Here is a 19,293-nt window from a genome sequence, read left to right as displayed (position 1 = left end):
ATGCCCACCCCGGTAGGATAGAAGATACCGCGTTTATCCTCGCGACCAGTAACGACAGATGAGGCCGCAATGAATGTGACGGAGAATGATAGTACCGTACTGAAGCCCCAAGACGATGGAAGCGCGGATCACCTGCTTGGAATGGAAGTGCCACGCATCGCTTTGCAGGCGACAGATGGAACTACCGTGGATCTTTGCAGTCCGGGGCTTTCCGTGGTCTATGCCTATCCTCGGACGAGCCCTCCGGGAGGGACAGCACTTGACGGGTGGGACGCGATCCCCGGCGCGAGAGGTTGCACACCGCAGTCCTGCGCGTTCCGAGACCATTTCGTTGAATTAAAAGAATTGGGTGTCAGTCATCTATTCGGCCTGTCGACCCAAACCACGGAGTATCAACGCGAAGCCGCGGAACGGCTCCACCTTCCGTTCCCGCTTCTTTCCGATCATTCGCTTCTCCTTGCATCGGCCCTTGGCTTACCAAGGTTCCACGCCGGTGGCCTGATCCTGTTACGAAGGCTTACGATGATCATCCAGGCCGGTGTTATCAGGCATGTCTTTTATCCCGTGCACCCGCCGGAAAAGAATGCAGACGCGGTGATCAGTTGGTTGAAAACCAATGGTGTTGCCGAGACGGGTCCATGACTTGTCTGCGTCGATGGCGGAAGTTTTAGGTGGAGCCGCATCACCCGGCCACTATCCTTCCCGCTTAAGCGGCCGAAAGCTCATGCGGTGCAGCGGACAAGGCCCGTGGCTTTCGATTGCGCGTAGATGGGCGGGCGTGCCGTAGCCGGCGTGGCCTTCGAAGCCATAGGATGTGTGCACCACGCCGGCGCGTTCCATCATCCGGTCGCGGGTCACTTTGGCGACGATTGAGGCGGCGGCGATGGAGAGGGAGCGGGAGTCGCCCTTGATGACGGCCCTGGATTCGCAGGTGATGCCAGGTGGCCGGTCGCGACCGTCGGCCAGCACGAGGGCAGGAGGGATTTCGAGGCCGAGCACGGCGCGGCGCATGGCGTCGAGGCTGGCGCGCAGGATATTCATCGTGTCGATCAGGCCTGGGCCGGAGGAGGCGACGGAAACAATCGAGCTTTCCATAATCTGGACGAACAGGCTCTCTCGCTTCTGCTTTGTCAGCTTTTTGGAATCGTCCATACCCTTGGGGATATTATCGGGATCGAGAATGACGGCGGCCGCAACCACAGGGCCGGCAAGCGGTCCCCGGCCCGCCTCATCCGTACCCGCGACGGGCCAGAGACCTTTCTTTTTTGCCTCCAGTTCGAACGAGAAATCCGGGCCGGTTTCGGCGAGATCGAAAAGGGCAGGAGAATCGGGTGTGGCCGTGCGTTTCATGCGGCGAAACTCGCATACACACCCGATCTCCTGCAAGCCCCCGGAAGCGGGCGATGACAGGCGCGGGGAGCCGGGGTCAAGGGGCGTGGCTCACCGTGCCCTTAAGGTCGTCATGACCTGGATCCTCCAATGGGGCGGCGGAGGAAAACGATCGCACGCGAGGCGGCGGATCCGGGGGCTGTGTCCGGCGGGCCAGGGAAACCAGCCGGGCATGTCATCGAGAGCAACAGGTGAAAAGGTTGCTGCTCATCTTTTTGGAATTCCGTTTATGAGAGGCTCAAAAAGCCTCCTGTTGTCGGCGAGTTACCATCCTGTTCGACAGCCTCATCGGGCTGGAGCCGGGAGTCGCTATCGCGCTCGAATAAGATCCTCGGCTGAAACCAAAGGCGAGGTTGAATTCTTCCGTGCATCGATTACCCCCAGTCACTTTCAGCGTCCGGCTCTCAAAGCAACGACAATTGCACGCCCGAACCACCGGGTGGCACGAAGAGATCGTCGCGCAGGTGAATGGCCCGTCGGACAAGTCCAAGCCGCTTCGTCGCCATTTCGAAACGACGACCGATCTGCCAGGCATAGGGGCCTTCGCCTTTCATGCGCTTGCCAAACTCCGCGTCGTAATCATTACCGTCACGCATCGATCGTACCAGCGACATGACATGGCGGTACCGGTCGGGATAGGTGCGCAGCAGCCAGTCGCGAAACAGAGGGCTCACTTCCAGCGGCAGGCGCAACAGCACGTAGGAAGCCTCCGTCGCGCCGGCGGCCTTGCCAGCCTCGAGAATGCGCTCGATTTCGTGATCGTTAAGGGCTGGAATGACGGGCGCCATCATCACGGCCACGGGAATGCCGGCCTCTGTCAGAGCCTTCACGGCCTCCAGCCGCTTTTCAGGTGTCGCGGCGCGCGGCTCCATGTTGCGTGACAACTTGCGGTCCAGCGTCGTCACGGACATGCCGACCTTGGCGAGCCCCTTCTTGGCCATCGGCCCGAGAATATCGATATCCCGTTTAATGAGCGCTGATTTTGTGACGATAGCGACGGGGTGATCGGCCTCTGCCAGCACTTCCAGTATCTGCCGCATGATGCGCCATTCGCGCTCGATCGGCTGGTAGGGGTCGGTGTTGGTGCCGATGGCGATCACACGCGGCTTGTAACCCGGCTTTGCCAGTTCGCGCTCCAGAAGTTTCGCGGCATCCGGCTTGGCGAAGAGCTTCGATTCGAAATCGAGCCCGGCGGAAAGCCCCATATAGCTGTGCGTCGGCCGAGCGAAACAATAGATGCAACCATGTTCGCAGCCGCGATAGGGGTTGATGGAACGGTCGAAGGGGATGTCTGGCGACTCGTTGCGGGTGATGATGCTGCGCGGTTTTTCCACCTGCACTTCCGTGCGGAACTCTGGCATATCCTCGAGCGTCTGCCATCCGTCGTCGAAAACCTCGCGCTGCAACGCTTCGAAGCGCCCATCGGGGTTCAGTCCGGCGCCCCGACCGCGACGGCGATCGATCTCGATGCGCAGGCCGGATGCATCGGCGATCGCATTGGCCATGTCAGGCATATGGCCTGGCTGAAAGGCAGCCTGCCCGTCAAGCGTATGGTTTCTCATCTGGATGCTCCCAGAGCGCCACGCGCCGCAAAAGGCACGCTCAACGCCCTAAACCGTGTCCTTCGGAAGCGACAGTCAGTCGCCCTTCCAATGATTAAATTCCTACATCATCAATGAGAACAATACAAGAACAAAAATCAAGAAAAGGCCGTTCCTGGATGGGTCGCCCCACCCGTTGGTTCATTAAACGCTATTAAGGACCGGCCTGAGCCGGTGTAACGAGACGCGGATTTTCCCCTTGTTGGCCCAGTGGCAATTTATTGTGCGATGCGTTAGAGCTAAGCCTATGTTGACAGTCATCATGGAATGCCGGGATCAGGAACCGGAGCTGGCGCACACGCTATCTGCGCTTGTTACCGGAGCCGTGGAAGGCCTTGTAAGCGACGTCGTTATCCTCGATCACGGGTCGCGCGATGGATCATCGCGCGTCGCGGATGCGGCCGGCTGCCGCTTTTATGGGCAATGGAATATTGAGGAGATCGTGCAGTCGGCGCGTGGCGGGTGGCTGTTGCTGATCGAGCCCGGTGCGCGCCCGCAGGCGGGCTGGATCGACGAAATTCTGGAGTATGTCGCGATCTGCGCTGAGCCTGCCCGGTTTTCGCCGTCGCGATACCATCGGCGGAATATCTTCAGCCGCATGCTGCGCCGCACGCCACCACTGGAGAACGGCTATCTCCTCCCCAAAAAACAAGCGCTGTCCATCGCAAAGCCGGGCATGAGCCTGACGCAACTGGTAGCCGGGACGAAGTCGCGCCGCCTGAATGCGGAACTGGCGCCCGCCTGGGCGCTACGGACGCTGGCTTAGCGCGGGTGGTCACCCCGCCAGGACCTTGCCGGGGTTCATGATACCAACAGGATCGAAGGCATGCTTGATGCGCCGCATCAGCTCCATTTCGATGCCGGGCCGGATGGCGGCGAGTTCGTCGCGTTTCAGCTGGCCGATGCCATGCTCGGCCGAAATCGAGCCGCCGAGCGACAGCACGATGCCATGCACGATTTCGTTCATCTCCCGCCAGCGGCCGATGAATTCTGCCTTGTCGGCGTCCACGGGCTGGGAGATGTTGTAATGGATGTTGCCGTCACCAAGATGGCCGAAGGCGCAGACGCGGGCGCCGGGAATGGCGGCAAGCACGGCCTTTTCCGCCGTCGCCATGAATTCCGGTATTTTTGACACAGGAACGGAAACATCGTGCTTGATTGAGCCGCCCTCTGGCTTCTGTGCATCCGACATGCTCTCGCGCATGTGCCAGAGCGCCTGTCTCTGCGCCTCCGATGCGGCGATGACCGCGTCCTGAACCAGCCCCGCCTCAAATCCGCGCTCCAGCAGCGACTGCATCATCGTATCGGCCGTTTCGGCCGAATCGGAGGTGGAGATGTCGATCAGCGCGTACCAGTCATGGCGCTGTTCCAGAGGATCACGCACGCCGGGAATGTGTCTGGCGGTGAACTCGACGCCGATCCGTGGCATGAGTTCGAAACCGGTCAGCGCCGTGCCGCAGAGATTGGAGGCCATCTCGAACAGTTTCAGAGCGTCCCCGGTCGAGGCAAGACCGGCAAAAGCGACCTGATGGCCAAGCGGTTTGGGGAAAAGCTTCAGCACCGCGCCGGTAATGACGCCGAGCGTGCCTTCCGAACCGATGAAGAGATCGCGCAGATCGTAGCCCGTATTGTCCTTTTTCAGCCGGCGCAGCCCGTTCCAGATTTCGCCTGTCGGCAGCACCACCTCGAGCCCGAGGCAGAGCTGGCGCATGTTGCCATAGGCCAGCACCGCCGTGCCGCCGGCATTGGTGGCGAGATTGCCGCCGATGCGGCAGGAACCCTGAGAGCCGAGCGACAGCGGAAACATGCGTTCCACTGAATCCGCGGCCTTGTGAATGTCGTCAAGAATGCAGCCGGCATCGGCGACGATGATATTGGCGACGGGGTCGATGTCACGGACGCGGTTCATTCGCTCCAGCGACAGGATGATATCGCCTCCATCGGCGCGCGGCGTCTGGCCGCCCACAAGGCCGGTATTGCCGGTTTGCGGCACGATGGGCGTGCCGGTTTCGCTGGCGAGTTTCAGGATGGCCGAGACCTCTTCGACGGAACCGGGCTTCAGCAGCAGCGGCGAAGCGCCACGATAAAGACCGCGGTTTTCGACAAGGCGCGGCGCCATTTCCGCCGGGTCGCGCACCGCGTTCTTTTCGCCGACAATGGCGGTGAAGCGGTCGAGGAGCTCGGAGGAGGGGATGGCGGTGGTCGTCATGGGCATCTCGCTGTCTTTAAAACGGGGGCGAAGCGGGTAAGCGACGTCAGCCTCGCGGCGCGGCGGCGCGGGATAGGCGGTCGTTGATCGCCTCTCCGAGGCCATGGGTGGGAATGGTGGTGATGGCGATCGTGTCCGCACCGCTCGCATCGGCGGCCTTCAGATAATCGAACAGATTGGCCGCAGCCTCCGCAAGATCGCCAGCGGGGCTAAGATCGAGAACGGCATGCGCCCGCTCCTCGCCTGATATGGCGATGCCGCCGAAGCGGATCAGCGCTTCACCGGGCAGAACCGAGGTGGCGTTGAGGCGCACGGTGGCGCCCGGCGCGTAATGCGAAGCAAGCATTCCCGGGGCCTCGATGGCGGCCGAGGCTTTTTCCGGCCGTTCCAGCCTGAGACCGGCAACACGCTCAATCTCCGCGGTGACGATGCCGCCGGGGCGCAGCAGCCGCACCCGGCCATCCGCTTCCACCTTGACGATGGTGGATTCAACACCAACGGAGGCGGCACCGCCATCGAGAATGAGATTGATCTTCTGGCCGAGGTCGGCTTCCACATGGGCGGCACTCGTCGGGCTTATCTTGCCGGAACTATTGGCGCTCGGGGCCGCGAGCGGCCTGTCGAAGTGGCGGATCAGATCGCCGGCAAAACCCTGGGGAACACGGATGCCGACGGTATCGAGCCCGGCCGTCGCCAGCGAATGAATGCCGCTCCCCGGTCTTAGCGGCAGCACCAGCGTCAGCGGGCCGGGCCAGAATGCCTCCGCGAGCGTCCGCGATACCGGGTCTAAAACCGCGTAACGTTCTGCCATGGCGAGATCGGCCATGTGGCAGATCAGCGGATTGAACTGCGGCCGGCCCTTTGTCTCGTATATGCTGGTAATTGCCGCCGGGTTCGTAGCATCGGCGGCGAGGCCGTAGACCGTTTCCGTCGGCAGGGCGATGGGTCGCCCGGCGGAAAGCTCGGCAACAGATGCCTGCAGGGCGGTATCCCGCTCGGTTTCAATGTTGATATGACGCGCCATGATGCTGCCTTTCAGGCCGCTCAATAGCGCATTTCGGGCCGGAATGGAAAGCGCAATCCTGCCTTATATCGCCCTGATGATCTTGCGCATCTCTTCGGACCGCGCCCCGAGCATCAGCACGTTTTTCAGCGCTACCCGCGGGTCGTGGGTCTGGAACAGCAGGCCGCCGCGATGGAAGGATGTATCGACCGCCACAGGCCGGTCCGGAAGTGCGTTGATCGCAACGGCGAAATACATGCGGGAATACCGCGCATCGATGTTTTCGAAGAAGTTGTCGTTGCCGCTCAATTCGGCAAAGAAATTCGCAAAATAGAAGGACCAGAGGACATGGCGCTCCGCATCGAAACTGGTCTTCGCCGCCGTGACGTGACAATAGCCAAGATGCGGACGGTCGTTCAAAAGATGGTGGAAGACCATTTTGGGGAAACGGATGGAGTCGTGAAAGGCGTTGAGGCGGCTATGCGTGGCATCGGCCGCCGCCTCGAGCTTGCGACCGGTCAGCGCAGCCACTTCCTCGTGGCTGTAATAGACGCGTTCGCGCGGCAGCCAGCGTTCCTCGTAACGGCTTATACGGCCGGTGCGCAGAAAGTCTGAATGCGCCGTTTTCGATCGAATGGGTGTGATCGAATGCCTGCTCGCATCGAAATAGCGTATGCGTGTCGCCTTCTCCACCGGAAGCGTCCCCGTTGCTGTCGATGCGACAAGATAGTTTAGGGCGCGTTAATACTCCGTTGCGCGCCGCCTCCCGTTTTCTGTCGGGTGAACGGCAACGAGCGCGACATGATGCGTCATATTGCGACGTTATCTGCGGCATTGAATAGCCGCCGGATTTCCCGGTGGAACAGGCTTCAGACGGGGGAATTGCGCATGTCGCAATTTGTCGCCAATGCGGAAGGTAATGTCGCTGTTTGTGCTGCCGCAAATGACCGCCGGTGTTTAGATGAGGACATGCTTCCGCAACCCCGCAAATGGTGCCGGGCAAAGCGGTTTGATCGAGGATTTGGCCATGGAATTGCGTGATACCGTATTGCGCCAGCTGAAAAACCGCCGCGAAGGCTTCAGCCTGGAACAGCCCTTCTACACGGACCCGGATTACTTCAAGCTCGATATGGAGACGATCTGGTATCGCGACTGGCTGTTCGTCGGCCATGATTGCGAAGTGCAGAAGTCCGGCAGCTATTTCACCGTGCAGGTCGGCGCCTATTCCGTCGTGATCGTTCGTGGTCGCGATGGCCGGATCCGCGCTTTTCACAATTCCTGCCGCCATCGCGGGTCCCGTGTCTGCACCACGCAGAAGGGTCAGTCGGCCCGTCTGGTCTGTCCTTACCACCAGTGGACCTACGATCTCGACGGCAAGCTCCTCTTCGCGCGGCACATGGGCGAGGAATTCGACAAGGGCGATTTCGGCCTGAAGCCGGTCGCCTGCGAGACAGTTGCCGGTTACGTCTTCATCTGCCTTGCCGATCAGCCGGCGGATTTCGAGCCGATGCGCAAGGAAGTCGAAAGCTACATGGCGCCGCACCGCATCTGGGAGGCGAAGGTCGCCCATGAGAGCACCATCATCGAAAAGGGCAACTGGAAGCTCGTCTGGGAAAACAACCGCGAGTGCTACCATTGCGCTGCAAACCACCCGGAACTCTGCCGCACCTATCCTGAAAACCCCAGCGTGACGGGAACGGATGGCGGCGCCAGCGACCCCGAAATCGGTGGTCACTGGGCTCGCTGCGAGGCCGCCGGCCTGCCGAGCCGTTTCAAGATCGACCCCAAGGGCCAGTTCCGCGTTGCACGGATGCCGCTGATCGGTGAGGCCGAAAGCTACACCATGTCCGGCAAGCGTGCCGTGCGTCGGCCGCTGTCTGACGATGTCAGCATAAGCCACATCGGGGCTCTGCTGCTGTTCCATTACCCGACGACGTGGAACCACTTCCTCGGCGATCATACCATTTCCTTCCGCGTGCTGCCGCTCAGCGCCACGGAAACCATGGTCACCACCAAATGGCTGGTGCACAAGGATGCCGTTGAAGGCGTGGATTACGATCTCGAAGACCTGACCCACGTCTGGAACGAGACCAACGACCAGGACCGCCGCATCGTCGAGGAAAACGCCTTCGGCATTCGCTCGCCTGCCTACGAGCCCGGACCATATTCCATGGAAGACGAAGGCGGTGTGATGCAGTTCGTCAACTGGTATGCCGATTTCATGGTCGACCGGCTGTCCGGCGACAAGGCCCGGCTCTCGGCTGTAGCGTAATGTGAAGATGAATATGGTTGTGACGTACAAGCACATAGACGAGATGAAGCCGTGGAGCGACAAGCTCCAGCTGCTGGAATGCATTTCAGTGACGCCGGAAACACCCGACGTTATGACGTTTCTGTTCCGCTCCGAGGATCAGAACTGGTTCCGTTATCTGCCGGGCCAGTTCGTCACACTGGAATTGCCCGTGGGTGCGGAGCCGCTTTACCGCACCTACACCCTGTCTTCCAGCCCGTCGCGGCCCTATGCGCTCTCGGTCACGGTCAAGGCGCAGGCCACCAGCATTGGCACGCGCTGGATGTTCGACAATCTGAAGCCCGGCATGAAAATCCGGGCGCTCGGACCGCTTGGCGACTTCTCCTACGTTAAGCACCCCGGCGACAAATATCTCTTCATCTCGGCCGGTTCCGGCGTCACGCCGATGATGTCGATGGTGCGCGATATGAGCGACCGCGCCCCACAGAGCGACATCGCCTTCATCAACTGTTCGCGTACCCCCGGCGATATCGTCTTCCGGCATGAGCTGGAATATCTCGCCCGCTTCATGCCGAACCTGTCGCTCGGCTTCATTGTCGAAAAATGTGGCCGCACCGACCTCTGGTCCGGCCTGAAAGGCATGGTCGACAAGGCCAAGATCGCGCTTCTGGCGCCCGATTTCATGGACAGGACCGTCTTCTGTTGCGGGCCGGAACCGTTCATGGCCGCCGTCCGCTCGATGCTCGACGCCTCCGGCTTCGATATGAGCCGGTTCCATCAGGAGAGCTTTGCACCGGCCGCTCCGGTGTCGGTCGGAGAAACAGTTCTCACCGGTGCTGATGGCGAAGCGTTGTCGATGGTGGGTTTCACGCTTTCCGGAAAGGAGCTGGCCTGCCAGCCAGGGCAGACGGTGCTGATGACGGCGCGCGCCGCTGGCGTGCGCATCGGTGCTGCCTGCGAATCCGGCATCTGCGGCACCTGCCGGGTGCTGAAGCTCTCCGGCGAAGTGGAGATGAACCATAATGGCGGCATTCTCGATGAGGAAATCGAGGAAGGCTACATTCTTGCCTGCTGCTCGCGGCCGTTAACCGACGTCAAGGTGGAGGCCTGACGCCACCGGCGTCTCGCTCCATCCTCTTTTGCCCGGATAGTTAGCTGGAACCAAATTTTCCGAAACTCGTTTGCACGTCATCGAATTCTTTTCGGGCGGGGGCTCCCTGATCTCCGACAAGAGCACGGTGAAAGGCGCTGACAAAGGCGTCAAAGCAAATGGAGGAAGATCATGCTGAATTTCCGGACAACGAGCGTCGCTACCGCGATAGTCGTGTTCTTCACTAGCTTCACGCCATCGCAGGCGTTTCAGGTACCGGTTCCGATGACCAAGCCGGCTGTCGCGACTGAAAACGTCGTGCCGGTCCAATATCGTGAATGGGATCGCCGTCGCCATTGGGATGGCCGCCATATGCGTCGCCCGCCTCCGCACCGCGACGGCTTTTATAATGGCCACCGCGGCTATCGCGACCGTCGGCCGGGCTACCGTTACCACAATGGCTACTGGTTCCCGCTTGCTGCTTTCGCTACAGGCGCCATTATCGGCGGCGCGATGCAGCAGCCGCGGCCGGCCTATGGCGGCAGCCATGTGTCGTGGTGTCAGAACCGCTGGCGCTCTTACCGCGCCTATGACAACACGTACCAGCCGAACAGCGGTCCGCGTCGCGTCTGCGTCTCGCCCTACAGCCGCTAATTGCAAAAGCAAAAGCCCGGTTTTCACCGGGCTTTTGTCTGCGCCCGCAAACGCCGGGTTTTTGATAAACGAAGCGTGATCGGGCCGTTAATCGTAGGTTCAGCCATACGTCCCTAGGCTGTAGAGGTATACGACGCCGCCCGTACAAAGGCGGAAAACAGAACAACAGAAATTCACGTCTTACGGCCTGTCGACCGTCGTGAATGGAGGAAGTCAGATGAAAAGCTATGTGAGGAATATACTGGCTGTCGGTCTTTCTGCAATCGTGGTTGCAGGGGCGATTGTGCCGGCAGAAGCGGCCATGCCGCTGCCGGCGGCACCGAAGGCAGTCGAAACCACCGGCAATGACGCCAGCAAGAATATCGTCAACGTCCAATACTGGCGCGATCGTGATGGCTGGGGTGATCGACGTGGCTGGTACCGCGGCCATCGTGGTTACCGGGATTACCGACCGGGTTATCGTCATCACGACGGTTACTGGTTCCCGCTTGCAGCCTTTGCAACGGGCGCCATCATTGGCGGCGCTATTTCGCAGCCGCGCGAGGTATATCGCCCGGTGCCAGAATACCGTCCGCGTCCGGTGTATCGCGAATATCGCCCGATCCGTCGCGGCGGTCTCAATCAGGCGCATGTCAACTGGTGCTATGGCCGCTACCGGTCCTACGATGCCTATAGCAACACGTTCCAGCCCTATCATGGCCCACGCCAGACCTGCTATTCGCCTTACGGCTGATAGACAGGCGAACCAGAATTGAAGAAGCCGCTCGGTCGTCGCCGGGCGGCTTTTTTGCTGTCAGAGGATGCGCGCGCGCTTCAACACAAACCATGCCAGCGCCACTGAAATGACGATGAAGATACTGGCCGCCATGGTGCCGCCCGTGCCGACCGTGAACGGCAGTTCATCCGTGTTCATCCCGAAAAAGCCTGTTACCAGCGACGGCGGCAGCAGAAATGCGGTCATCAGCGACAATATATAGAGATGTCGATTGGTTTCTGACGAGAGTTTGGAATCGATTTCTTCGTGCAATAGTCGTGCCCGGTCCTGCAGCGCGTAAACGTCGTGGTCGACAGCTTCCAGCCTTCCCATCAGGCGGGAGGCGACGTCCTCGAAACCAGCGGGCATTTCGTCCTCGTCAGCGGCGGAGGCACGCCGCATCAAAGTCAGCACGGTGCGCAAATGGCGGTGCAGGCGAACCACCGTGCGGCGTAGCGGCGCAAGCCGGCGGCGCTCGTCTCGGGTCTCGCTGTCATAAACAAGATCTTCGATGGCGTTCAGCTCCTCGGTCGTCTCCATCACCAGATTGATGAGCGAGCGCTGGAATTCGGCGACGAGACCTTCAAATACATGCGACGGTGTCAGGTAACGATTGGAGTTTTTGTCGATTGCTGCCTTCAACCGGTCTACCGAATGCAGCGGCTGCAGGCGGGTGGTGATGATGAAGCGATCGCTCACGGCAAAATGCAGCCAGCCGAAATTGCGCGTTTCCTGGTCGAACTCCCGCTGGAAGTCGACCAGCGTGCCATAGAGAGATTTCTCCTCCACGACGATGGAGGGATGTGTCTCATGGGTGGTGAGGCTCGCCCTTGCGGCCGGGTCGAGGCCGACGATGGTTTCAAGGAAGCCCGCAACGCGCTGGTCGGCGAGGTTGAGATGCAGCCAGTAGAACCCCGCATATCCAGCCATCTCCTCGAAACCGGCATCGGGCGCCAGCCGCCGGCACGGGGCGTTGCCTGGATGGAAATGATAGGCCCAGACAAGGCCGGGAATGGCAGGTGTTATGAGATCCATCGTGACAGTCCTGACCGGCTGAATGGAAAGAGAGGAGGCGTCGTCGTTCCGGTCGTGGGGCGGCAGCGGCGAGGCGCTTGTCTGCGCATGCTGAGCAAATTCACATGACAGTTTTATAACAATCCCCTCGAAGTCGCGGGAATTTTCAAATTGACGTTTACGTAAAAATCATTTAGCCCGAAGTCAGTAGCAGGATACAAGAGCTTCGGGAGGAGGCAGCATGTACAGCGCGCCGGTGGATGATATCGCCTTTACACTCAAGCATGTAGCGGGTCTTGAAGACGCGCTCTCGCAGGGTGTGCTGGGAGACCTCAGTGAAGATCTCGTTGATGCCATTCTTGAGGAAGCCGGTCGTTTTGCAACGGGAGAAGTTGCACCGCTTGCGGATATCGGTGACCGTCAGGGCGCGACGCTTGCAGACGGCAAGGTCACAACGCCTGACGGTTGGGCCGATCTTTATCGCCGTTGGGCAGAAGCGGGCTGGAACAGCCTGACCGCGCCGGAAGAATTCGGCGGCCAGAACCTGCCGCATATGCTCAACGTCGCAGCGCTTGAAATGTGGAATTCCGGTTCCATGGCCTTTGCGCTGGCGCCGACGCTGACAATGGGCGCGGTGGAGGCCCTCGTCGCCCACGGCAGCAATGATCTCAAGCGCACCTATCTGCGGAAACTCGTGTCCGGCGAGTGGACAGGCACCATGAACCTTACCGAACCGCATGCGGGATCGGACCTTGGCGCGTTGAAGACGCGGGCGGAAAGAAACAGCGACGGTACCTACCGTATCTTTGGCCAGAAAATCTTCATCACCTGGGGCGAACACGACGCGGCCGATAATATCATCCACCTCGTTCTCGCCCGCCTGCCGGATGCACCGGCGGGCACGCGCGGCATTTCGCTTTTCCTGGTGCCGAAGTTTCTGCCCGATGAAAACGGCGCGCCGGGGGGCCGCAATGACCTGTTCTGCCACTCGCTGGAACACAAGCTTGGCATTCACGGCTCGCCCACCTGCACGATGATTTTCGGAGACGGCAAATTTGGTGATCAAAAAGGCGCGCTCGGCTGGCTGGTCGGCGAGGAGAACAAGGGTCTTGCCTGTATGTTTACCATGATGAACAACGCCCGCCTTGCCGTTGGCATGCAGGGCGTGGCGATCTGCGAAGCGGCGACGCAGAAGGCGGTCCAATACGCAAAAGAGCGCACGCAGGGCAAGGCGCCCGGCTGGCAGGGTTCCGGCATGAGCCCGATCATCGAACATCCCGATATCGCCAGAACCCTTCTGACGATGAAGGCACTGACACAGGGATCACGGGCGATTTCTTTCAGCTGCGCACACGCCATTGACATGGCGCATGCCAGCGAAGACGCCCGGCAGCGCGCTCACTGGCAGGAGCGCGCTGCCCTTCTTACCCCGATTGCGAAGTCCTTCTCGACAGATGCCGGCGTCGATGTCGCGTCCATGGGCATTCAGGTGCATGGTGGCATGGGCTTCATCGAGGAGACGGGTGCTGCGCGGTATCTGCGGGATGCCCGCATCGCGCCGATCTATGAAGGCACCAACGGCATTCAGGCCATCGATCTGGTGCTGCGCAAGCTGCCGCTCTCCGATGGCGCGCAGGTGCGCGGCTTCATCGCCGAACTGCACGAGATAGCTGCCCGGACGGCCGCTTCGAACCGCGACGATCTCGGCGCGACGGCCCGCTATCTCGAGACCAGCCTGACCGATCTTGAAACGACGACCGACTGGCTTCTCGATCGCATGAAGGCGGGCGAAACCGAAACCGCACTTGCGGGCGCGACGGCCTATCAACGTCTCTTCGGGCTGGCGCTCACTGGTGCCTATCTTGCCAAGGGTGCTTTGGCCGCCGTCGACGATGGCAGGGGCGCACATCGTGCCGCGCTATGCCGCTTCGCGGCGGAAAACCTGCTGGCGGAAACCGCAGCGCTGAAGGACCGTGTAGTCTCAGGGGCTGCAAGCCTTGCCGCTGCGCGCTCCCTCTTGGCGTAAGGAGTTTCAGATGTCGGACGATCACATTCTTATCGAGCCGGTTGGCCATGCGCCCGAGGTTCTGACCATCCGCTTCAACCGGCCCGAGAAGAAAAACGCCATTACCGATGCCATGTATCTGCGCATGGCTGAGGCGCTCAACGCCGCCAATGCCAATCCCGACATCCGCGTCGTTGCCTTTCTCGGCACGGAAGGCTGCTTTTCTGCCGGCAACGACATGGCTGATTTCCTCGCCTTCGCTATGTCGGGCGGGAAGGGCAAACTCGCGGCGCTCGACCTTCTGAAGGCGCTGGTTGCCTTCGAAAAGCCGCTGGTTTCCGGCGTGGACGGGCTCGCCATCGGCATCGGCACGACGCTGAACCTGCATTGCGACCTCACGGTCGCCTCCGGCCGCAGCCTGTTCAGGACGCCCTTCGTCGATCTCGCGCTCGTTCCGGAAGCGGCCTCCAGCCTGCTTGTGCCGAAACTCATCGGACACCAGCGCGCCTTCGCCCTGCTTGCGATGGGCGAGGGCCTTTCCGCCGAGCAGGCGTTGCAGGCCGGGCTGATCTGGAAAGTCGTTGGACCAGAACATGTAGAAACCGAAACGCTGGCGCTCGCCACCCGCCTTGCCGCCAAACCGCAGCAGGCGCTGAAGATCGCCCGCGATCTCGTGCGCGGCAACCGGGACGAGATCATGGCACGCATCGAAGAAGAAGGTCGCCATTTCATCGCGCAGCTGCAAAGCGCCGAAGCACGCGCTGCCTTCGAGGCCTTCATGCGTCGTTGAGCCACAGGAAGACAATAATTCGCTCTTTGCTGGCAGCGCGCCGCAGGTTTCTTCTCCTCCCTCGAAGAGAAGAAACAGTCGGCATCGTCGAGCGTTTGAAGCCGCTGTCTTTGCGCACGCCTATTATGTATGGTCGGTACAACCGGTCCAGCAAAACTGGATCGCAACCTCCATCCGAAGGCTTCTCGCATGCGTCACGTCGTTTTCGCCCTGTCCGTGTTTTTTTCCGCCGCGGCTGCCGCAGGGGCAGCAGCGATCACGCCGTTGCCGGTCGCGAGTAACAACGTCATTCTGGCGCAGTCTTCGGACGAGGACAGCCCGAATTTCTATTCCCGCAACACTCGCGACCACCAGCGCCGCGCACAATTTGTCTGCGTCATCACCCCGCCCGATAGCGCCAATCGCCGTCGGCCCTATGTGTGCCCGCTGGAGCGCGGGCGCGTTGGCGGCGCCTGCCGCTGCTCCGGTGTGGTCGGCAGCGGCACGGTCGATACAGCCTGGTGATTATTTCTCCAGCGTCGCCACCGCTTCCACATGCGGCGACCACAGAAACTGGTCGACCGGGGTCACGCGCGTGATGCGATAGCCGCCCTCCGTGAGGATGGCGAGGTCGCGCGCCAGCGTCAGCGGATTGCAGCTGACGGCAACGATCTTCTTGACTGTGCTGCGCGCCAGTTCCTTGCACTGGAACTCCGCGCCGGCGCGCGGCGGATCGAAGACGACGGCGTCGTAATTCTTGAGTTCGCTTGTCATCAGCGGCCGGCGGAAAAGGTCGCGCTTCTCGACGCTGACGGGTTTCAGACCCTGCGTGTTGCGGGCGGCGAAATCCAGCGCCTTTAACGGCTTGTCTTCAGCCTCCACGGCATGCACTCTGCCGATGCGGGCGAGCCGCAGCGCAAAGGTGCCGGAACCGCAGAAGAGATCGGCAATGCGTTTGGACTTGCCGACATGGGCAAGCACGAGTTCGGCCATGGCGTCTTCGGCCTGTTTGGTCGCCTGCGTGAAGCTGCCGGCGGGCGGCGATACCGACACGCCACCGAACTCGATGATCGGTTTTTGCGGTTCGATCAGGATTTCCCCCGAGAGCGAAACGCGGGCAATGCCGCGCATTGCAAGAACCGTCTCCGTGAGCGTCCGGCGCTGCTTGTCACTGACCGACTTGATGCCCTCGACAGCGATATCGAGGCCTGAAAGCGTTTCGAGAACCGTGATGCGGAACGGTTCGGCGTTCGCAACCATGGAAAGACCGATGGCTTTGATAGCATCCAGCCGGGAGACGATGCCCGGCGATGTGACGGGACATTCCTCAATGGCGACGATGTGATGGCTGTTCGCCTGGCTGAAACCAAGCAGCAGGCCCTTCTCGGTCTTGCGGGCGGCAAACACCGCGCGGCGGCGCTCGCCGGGACGACAGATGACGAGATCCCCGACATCGGGCGTCAGGCCCTTCGATTTTAGCGCCGAAACGACCAGTTCCCGCTTGTAGGCATGGTAAGGCTGGTCTGCGAAATGTTGCAGGGAGCAGCCGCCGCAGGTGCCGTTCTTGCCATCGGGGCCGAAGTGGCGGCAGGCAGGCTCGCGCCGGTCCGCGGAGGCTTGGGTAATCGATATGACGGCGCCCTGGTCCTTTACCTTCGCGATCGCGACGGTTTCACCCGGCAGCGTGAAGGGCACGTAGACCGGCCCTTCGGGACAGTGGGCGATGCCATCGCCCTGCGCGCCGAGGCTCTTGATGGTAACGGTCTGCGTGCTCATGGCTTTTCGCCTCCGAGAAGAAATTCGACATTGCCATCGCCACCGGCAATCGGCGACGGAATGAGGCCGAGGCTTTTCCACCCCATGTCCTCGATAAGCCAGCGTTCAAGCTCTGCCGCCACGGCGGGCGCGGTTTCCGGTTCTTTCAGAAGCCCGGCCTTGCTGATGGCGTCCCGCCCGGCCTCGAATTGCGGCTTGACCAGCAGGACGGCGAGTGCACCCGGCTCGGCAAGTTCGAGTGCCGGGGCAAGAGCAAGCTTCAGCGAAATAAAGGACACGTCCGAAACAATGAAGCCGACCGCTCTTTCATCGATATCCTCGGGCGTCAGAAACCGGGCGTTCAACCCTTCGAGACTGGTGACACGTGGATTGTTTTCGATCCTTGGGTGGATTTGCCCGTGGCCGACATCGATGGCGACGACATGGTCTGCCCCGCGCTCCAGCAGCACCTCGGTAAAGCCGCCCGTGGATGCGCCGACATCGAGACAGTCTCGGCCGGAGGGATCGAGGCCGAAATGATCGAGCGCTGCAACAAGCTTGAGCGCGGCGCGCGACACATAGGCCTGCGCCGGGTCGCTGATGGCGATTTCGGCATTTCCGGCGACAGTCTGGCTGGGTTTGGTAACGATCTTGCCGTTGACGCTCACGGTGCCGCGCGACACCGCGTCGCGCGCGCGTGAGCGGCTGGCAAAGTGGCCGAGCGAGACGAGAAGCTGGTCAAGCCGTTCATTTTCAGGTGTTTTGGACATGGTCCCGTGTCAATGACCGCCAAACTTCGCCGATGCAAGCGATTTATCACGCCCAGGCGCCTTCAGCGCCTGCGCGACCGCCCTATGCGGCTTTTGCGCCGCAAAATCCGCATATCAGATTAATCCAATATAAAGGCTTGTATTGCAGGGTGTGGCCAGGCCCGTGCGGCCCTTCGGAACCCGCCATGATGGCATCTTCTCCCATTCCTGAAATTGCGACCTTTGCCGCGCAGCCTCTTGCTCGAAGGCATCGGGTCGCCGAGAGAGTTTGCGATGTCGCTGAAAAATCTCCCCATTAACCTGAAGCTCATAGCCACCTTCTGTGCCTTGATGGGCGTGTGTCTGCTCGCGTCCGCGGTCGTGTTCTGGCAAACGCTGGGGAGCGAGCGTGTCGCGATCGAAAACAACCGCACCAACAACATCATGCATGCCGTGGATGGCGCCACCGCCGCGATGCTGGAGCAGGCGGTCAACCAGCGCGGCTTCCTGCTCTTTCGCAGTGACAGCACCTATAATGATGTCTTCGCCCAGCGCGAGTTGATGCTCAAGAAGCTCAACGAGGCACGCACTCTGGCCGCCGGCGAGCCCGAAATTCTGAAATCCATCGACGATATGGAGAAATCCGCAACCGTCTTCTTCAAGGAACTGGCGGAACCCCAGCTCGCTGCCCGCAAGACCACTGAAGCCCCGATTTCCGAGATCATTGAAATCGGCCGCAACCAGGCGAAAGGCCAGCTTGACGGCTTCCGCGCGGCCGCTGCCAAAATCAAGGAACAGCTGAACACCCTCTCCACCGGTTATGCGGTCGAACAGCAGGCTGCCGCGCGCAATCTGGAATATGCGCTTCTGGGCGGCGGTGCCGTTGCCGGCCTTCTTGCCGTGATCCTGATCTGGGCGCTGTCGCGTTCCATCGTGACGCCGATCGTCGGCATGACGGCGGCCATGAGCCGGCTTGCCGATGGCGATCTCACCACGGAAGTTCCCGCAACGGATCGCGGAGACGAAGTCGGCAAGATGGCAAAGGCCGTGATGGTCTTCAAGGAAGCCGGACTTGAGAAAGCCCGCCTTGCCGGCGAGACGGATCGCATGCGCTCCGCAACCGAGGCGGAACGCCGCCGCAATGAGGAAGAAAAGGCGCGCGACGAGGCCGCCAGCGCCTTTGCCAGCGCCGAGCTCGGCAAGGGTCTCGCCGCACTGGCGGATGGCGATCTTTCCTATCGCATCGAAACACCATTTGCGCCTGCGATCGATCCGGTGCGCGTAAACTTCAACAGCGCGGTCGAAAAGTTGCAGCAGGCACTGCGCACGGTCGGTGAAAACGCCGCCGCCATCAATGCCGGCGCCGCCGAAATGCTCTCCGCCGCCGACGATTTGTCGCGCCGCACCGAACAGCAGGCGGCCTCCATCGAAGAGACCGCCGCGGCGCTCGAAGAAGTTACCACCACCGTTCGTGATAGCGCCCGCGGCGCGGAAGATGCCGGAAATCTGGTCCAGCGCGCCCGTGCAGGCGCTGAAAAATCCGGCGTTGTGGTTCGCAAGGCCGTCGCCGCCATGCGCGAAATCGAAAAATCGTCTGGCGAAATCGGCAATATCATCGGCGTTATCGATGACATCGCCTTCCAGACCAATCTGCTCGCGCTGAACGCTGGTGTGGAAGCGGCCCGCGCCGGTGATGCCGGCAAGGGTTTTGCGGTGGTTGCGCAGGAAGTTCGCGAACTGGCGCAGCGCTCCGCCAATGCCGCCAAGGAAATCAAGACACTGATCGGCGCCTCCAGCCAGCAGGTGGAAAACGGCGTCAATCTCGTTGACGAAACCGGCAAGGCTCTCGAGCTCATCGTGTCGGAAGTCGAAGAGATCAACGCCCATGTGAGCGCAATCGTCGTTGCCGCACGCGAACAGGCGACGGGCCTTCAGGAGATCAATACGGCCGTCAATACAATGGATCAGGGCACGCAGCAGAATGCGGCCATGGTGGAACAGCAGACCGCTGCCAGCCATTCGCTGGCCCGCGAAGCGCAGGCGCTGAACA

At 61.1% G+C, this 19,293-nt stretch carries 19 protein-coding genes; 11 read left to right on the top strand and 8 right to left on the bottom strand.

Going from position 1 to position 19,293, the window contains the following annotated elements; genetic code table 11:
• The first annotated feature begins 69 nt into the window (after positions 1-69).
• Positions 70-642 carry a peroxiredoxin gene (locus ACUTJJ_RS17230; RefSeq protein ID WP_296065149.1) on the top strand — a complete coding sequence of 191 codons (573 nt, stop codon included), beginning with the start codon at positions 70-72 and terminating at the stop codon, positions 640-642.
• Positions 643-693: 51 nt separating this feature from the next.
• Here the strand turns inward: ACUTJJ_RS17230 and ACUTJJ_RS17225 are convergent, their stop codons facing one another.
• A complete protein-coding gene (locus tag ACUTJJ_RS17225) occupies positions 694-1,350 on the bottom strand; it encodes a ribonuclease HII (protein WP_445542891.1) in 657 nt (218 codons plus the stop codon).
• Positions 1,351-1,793: 443 nt separating this feature from the next.
• Positions 1,794-2,951, bottom strand: coding sequence for a PA0069 family radical SAM protein (locus ACUTJJ_RS17220; RefSeq protein WP_445542890.1), 1,158 nt, complete (start codon positions 2,949-2,951; stop codon positions 1,794-1,796).
• Between the two features lie 286 nt (positions 2,952-3,237).
• Between ACUTJJ_RS17220 and ACUTJJ_RS17215 the strand changes: the two genes are divergently transcribed.
• On the top strand, positions 3,238-3,756 hold the full coding sequence (locus tag ACUTJJ_RS17215) for a glycosyl transferase (protein WP_209089495.1): 519 nt from the start codon (positions 3,238-3,240) through the stop codon (positions 3,754-3,756).
• 9 nt (positions 3,757-3,765) lie between these two features.
• On the opposite strand, the gene ACUTJJ_RS17210 is transcribed toward ACUTJJ_RS17215, so the two are convergent.
• From ACUTJJ_RS17210 to ACUTJJ_RS17200, 3 genes are all read right to left on the bottom strand, one after another.
• A complete protein-coding gene (locus tag ACUTJJ_RS17210; protein WP_445542889.1) occupies positions 3,766-5,199 on the bottom strand; it encodes an FAD-binding oxidoreductase in 1,434 nt (477 codons plus the stop codon).
• A gap of 46 nt (positions 5,200-5,245) precedes the next feature.
• Positions 5,246-6,223: an L-threonylcarbamoyladenylate synthase gene (locus ACUTJJ_RS17205; RefSeq protein WP_445542888.1), complete on the bottom strand. Its 978-nt coding sequence runs from the start codon at positions 6,221-6,223 to the stop codon at positions 5,246-5,248.
• A gap of 63 nt (positions 6,224-6,286) precedes the next feature.
• The gene (locus tag ACUTJJ_RS17200; protein ID WP_296065140.1) at positions 6,287-6,895 is read right to left on the bottom strand and encodes a DUF6656 family protein; all 609 of its coding nucleotides are present in this window, start codon (positions 6,893-6,895) and stop codon (positions 6,287-6,289) included.
• Positions 6,896-7,003: 108 nt separating this feature from the next.
• Between ACUTJJ_RS17200 and ACUTJJ_RS17195 the strand changes: the two genes are divergently transcribed.
• From ACUTJJ_RS17195 to ACUTJJ_RS17175, 5 genes are all read left to right on the top strand, one after another.
• Positions 7,004-7,243: a hypothetical protein gene (locus tag ACUTJJ_RS17195; RefSeq protein WP_445542887.1), complete on the top strand. Its 240-nt coding sequence runs from the start codon at positions 7,004-7,006 to the stop codon at positions 7,241-7,243.
• Complete coding sequence (locus ACUTJJ_RS17190; RefSeq protein ID WP_445542886.1) at positions 7,230-8,474, top strand: aromatic ring-hydroxylating oxygenase subunit alpha; 1,245 nt, start codon at positions 7,230-7,232, stop codon at positions 8,472-8,474. Before ACUTJJ_RS17195 ends, ACUTJJ_RS17190 begins: the two co-directional genes overlap by 14 nt.
• Before the next feature lie 7 nt (positions 8,475-8,481).
• Entirely contained in the window at positions 8,482-9,564 is a 1,083-nt protein-coding gene (locus ACUTJJ_RS17185; protein WP_063947815.1) for a hybrid-cluster NAD(P)-dependent oxidoreductase, read from the top strand.
• Between the two features lie 171 nt (positions 9,565-9,735).
• Positions 9,736-10,197 carry a BA14K family protein gene (locus tag ACUTJJ_RS17180; RefSeq protein ID WP_144575640.1) on the top strand — a complete coding sequence of 154 codons (462 nt, stop codon included), beginning with the start codon at positions 9,736-9,738 and terminating at the stop codon, positions 10,195-10,197.
• A gap of 217 nt (positions 10,198-10,414) precedes the next feature.
• Positions 10,415-10,930 (top strand): BA14K family protein, encoded by a 516-nt coding sequence (locus ACUTJJ_RS17175; protein ID WP_445542885.1) that lies wholly within the window; start codon positions 10,415-10,417, stop codon positions 10,928-10,930.
• A gap of 60 nt (positions 10,931-10,990) precedes the next feature.
• On the opposite strand, the gene ACUTJJ_RS17170 is transcribed toward ACUTJJ_RS17175, so the two are convergent.
• Entirely contained in the window at positions 10,991-11,986 is a 996-nt protein-coding gene (locus ACUTJJ_RS17170) for a transporter (RefSeq protein WP_404494082.1), read from the bottom strand.
• A 220-nt stretch (positions 11,987-12,206) separates the two neighbouring features.
• Here ACUTJJ_RS17170 and ACUTJJ_RS17165 point away from each other — a divergent pair, with 220 nt between their 5' ends.
• The 3 genes from ACUTJJ_RS17165 (at position 12,207) to ACUTJJ_RS17155 (ending at position 15,264) form a co-directional block, all read left to right on the top strand.
• Positions 12,207-13,991, top strand: a complete 1,785-nt coding sequence (locus tag ACUTJJ_RS17165) for an acyl-CoA dehydrogenase (protein ID WP_445542884.1) — start codon at positions 12,207-12,209, stop codon at positions 13,989-13,991.
• 10 nt (positions 13,992-14,001) lie between these two features.
• Entirely contained in the window at positions 14,002-14,760 is a 759-nt protein-coding gene (locus tag ACUTJJ_RS17160) for a crotonase/enoyl-CoA hydratase family protein (protein ID WP_445542883.1), read from the top strand.
• 189 nt (positions 14,761-14,949) lie between these two features.
• Positions 14,950-15,264, top strand: coding sequence for a hypothetical protein (locus ACUTJJ_RS17155; protein WP_445542882.1), 315 nt, complete (start codon positions 14,950-14,952; stop codon positions 15,262-15,264).
• Here ACUTJJ_RS17155 and ACUTJJ_RS17150 read toward each other — a convergent pair whose 3' ends face one another.
• Positions 15,265-16,515, bottom strand: a complete 1,251-nt coding sequence (locus tag ACUTJJ_RS17150) for a class I SAM-dependent RNA methyltransferase (RefSeq protein WP_445542881.1) — start codon at positions 16,513-16,515, stop codon at positions 15,265-15,267.
• The gene (locus ACUTJJ_RS17145; protein ID WP_063947750.1) at positions 16,512-17,264 is read right to left on the bottom strand and encodes a TlyA family RNA methyltransferase; all 753 of its coding nucleotides are present in this window, start codon (positions 17,262-17,264) and stop codon (positions 16,512-16,514) included. Before ACUTJJ_RS17145 ends, ACUTJJ_RS17150 begins: the two co-directional genes overlap by 4 nt.
• Positions 17,265-17,537: 273 nt before the next feature.
• On the opposite strand from ACUTJJ_RS17145, the gene ACUTJJ_RS17140 reads away from it, so the two are divergent.
• A partial coding sequence (locus ACUTJJ_RS17140; protein WP_445542880.1) for a methyl-accepting chemotaxis protein occupies positions 17,538-19,293 on the top strand: 1,756 nt, incomplete at its 3' end.

This window comes from Agrobacterium sp. DKPNP3 (assembly GCF_052686535.1).
The sequence above is the reverse complement of the archived record's forward strand: the minus strand, read 5'-3'. Positions and strand labels throughout refer to the sequence as shown.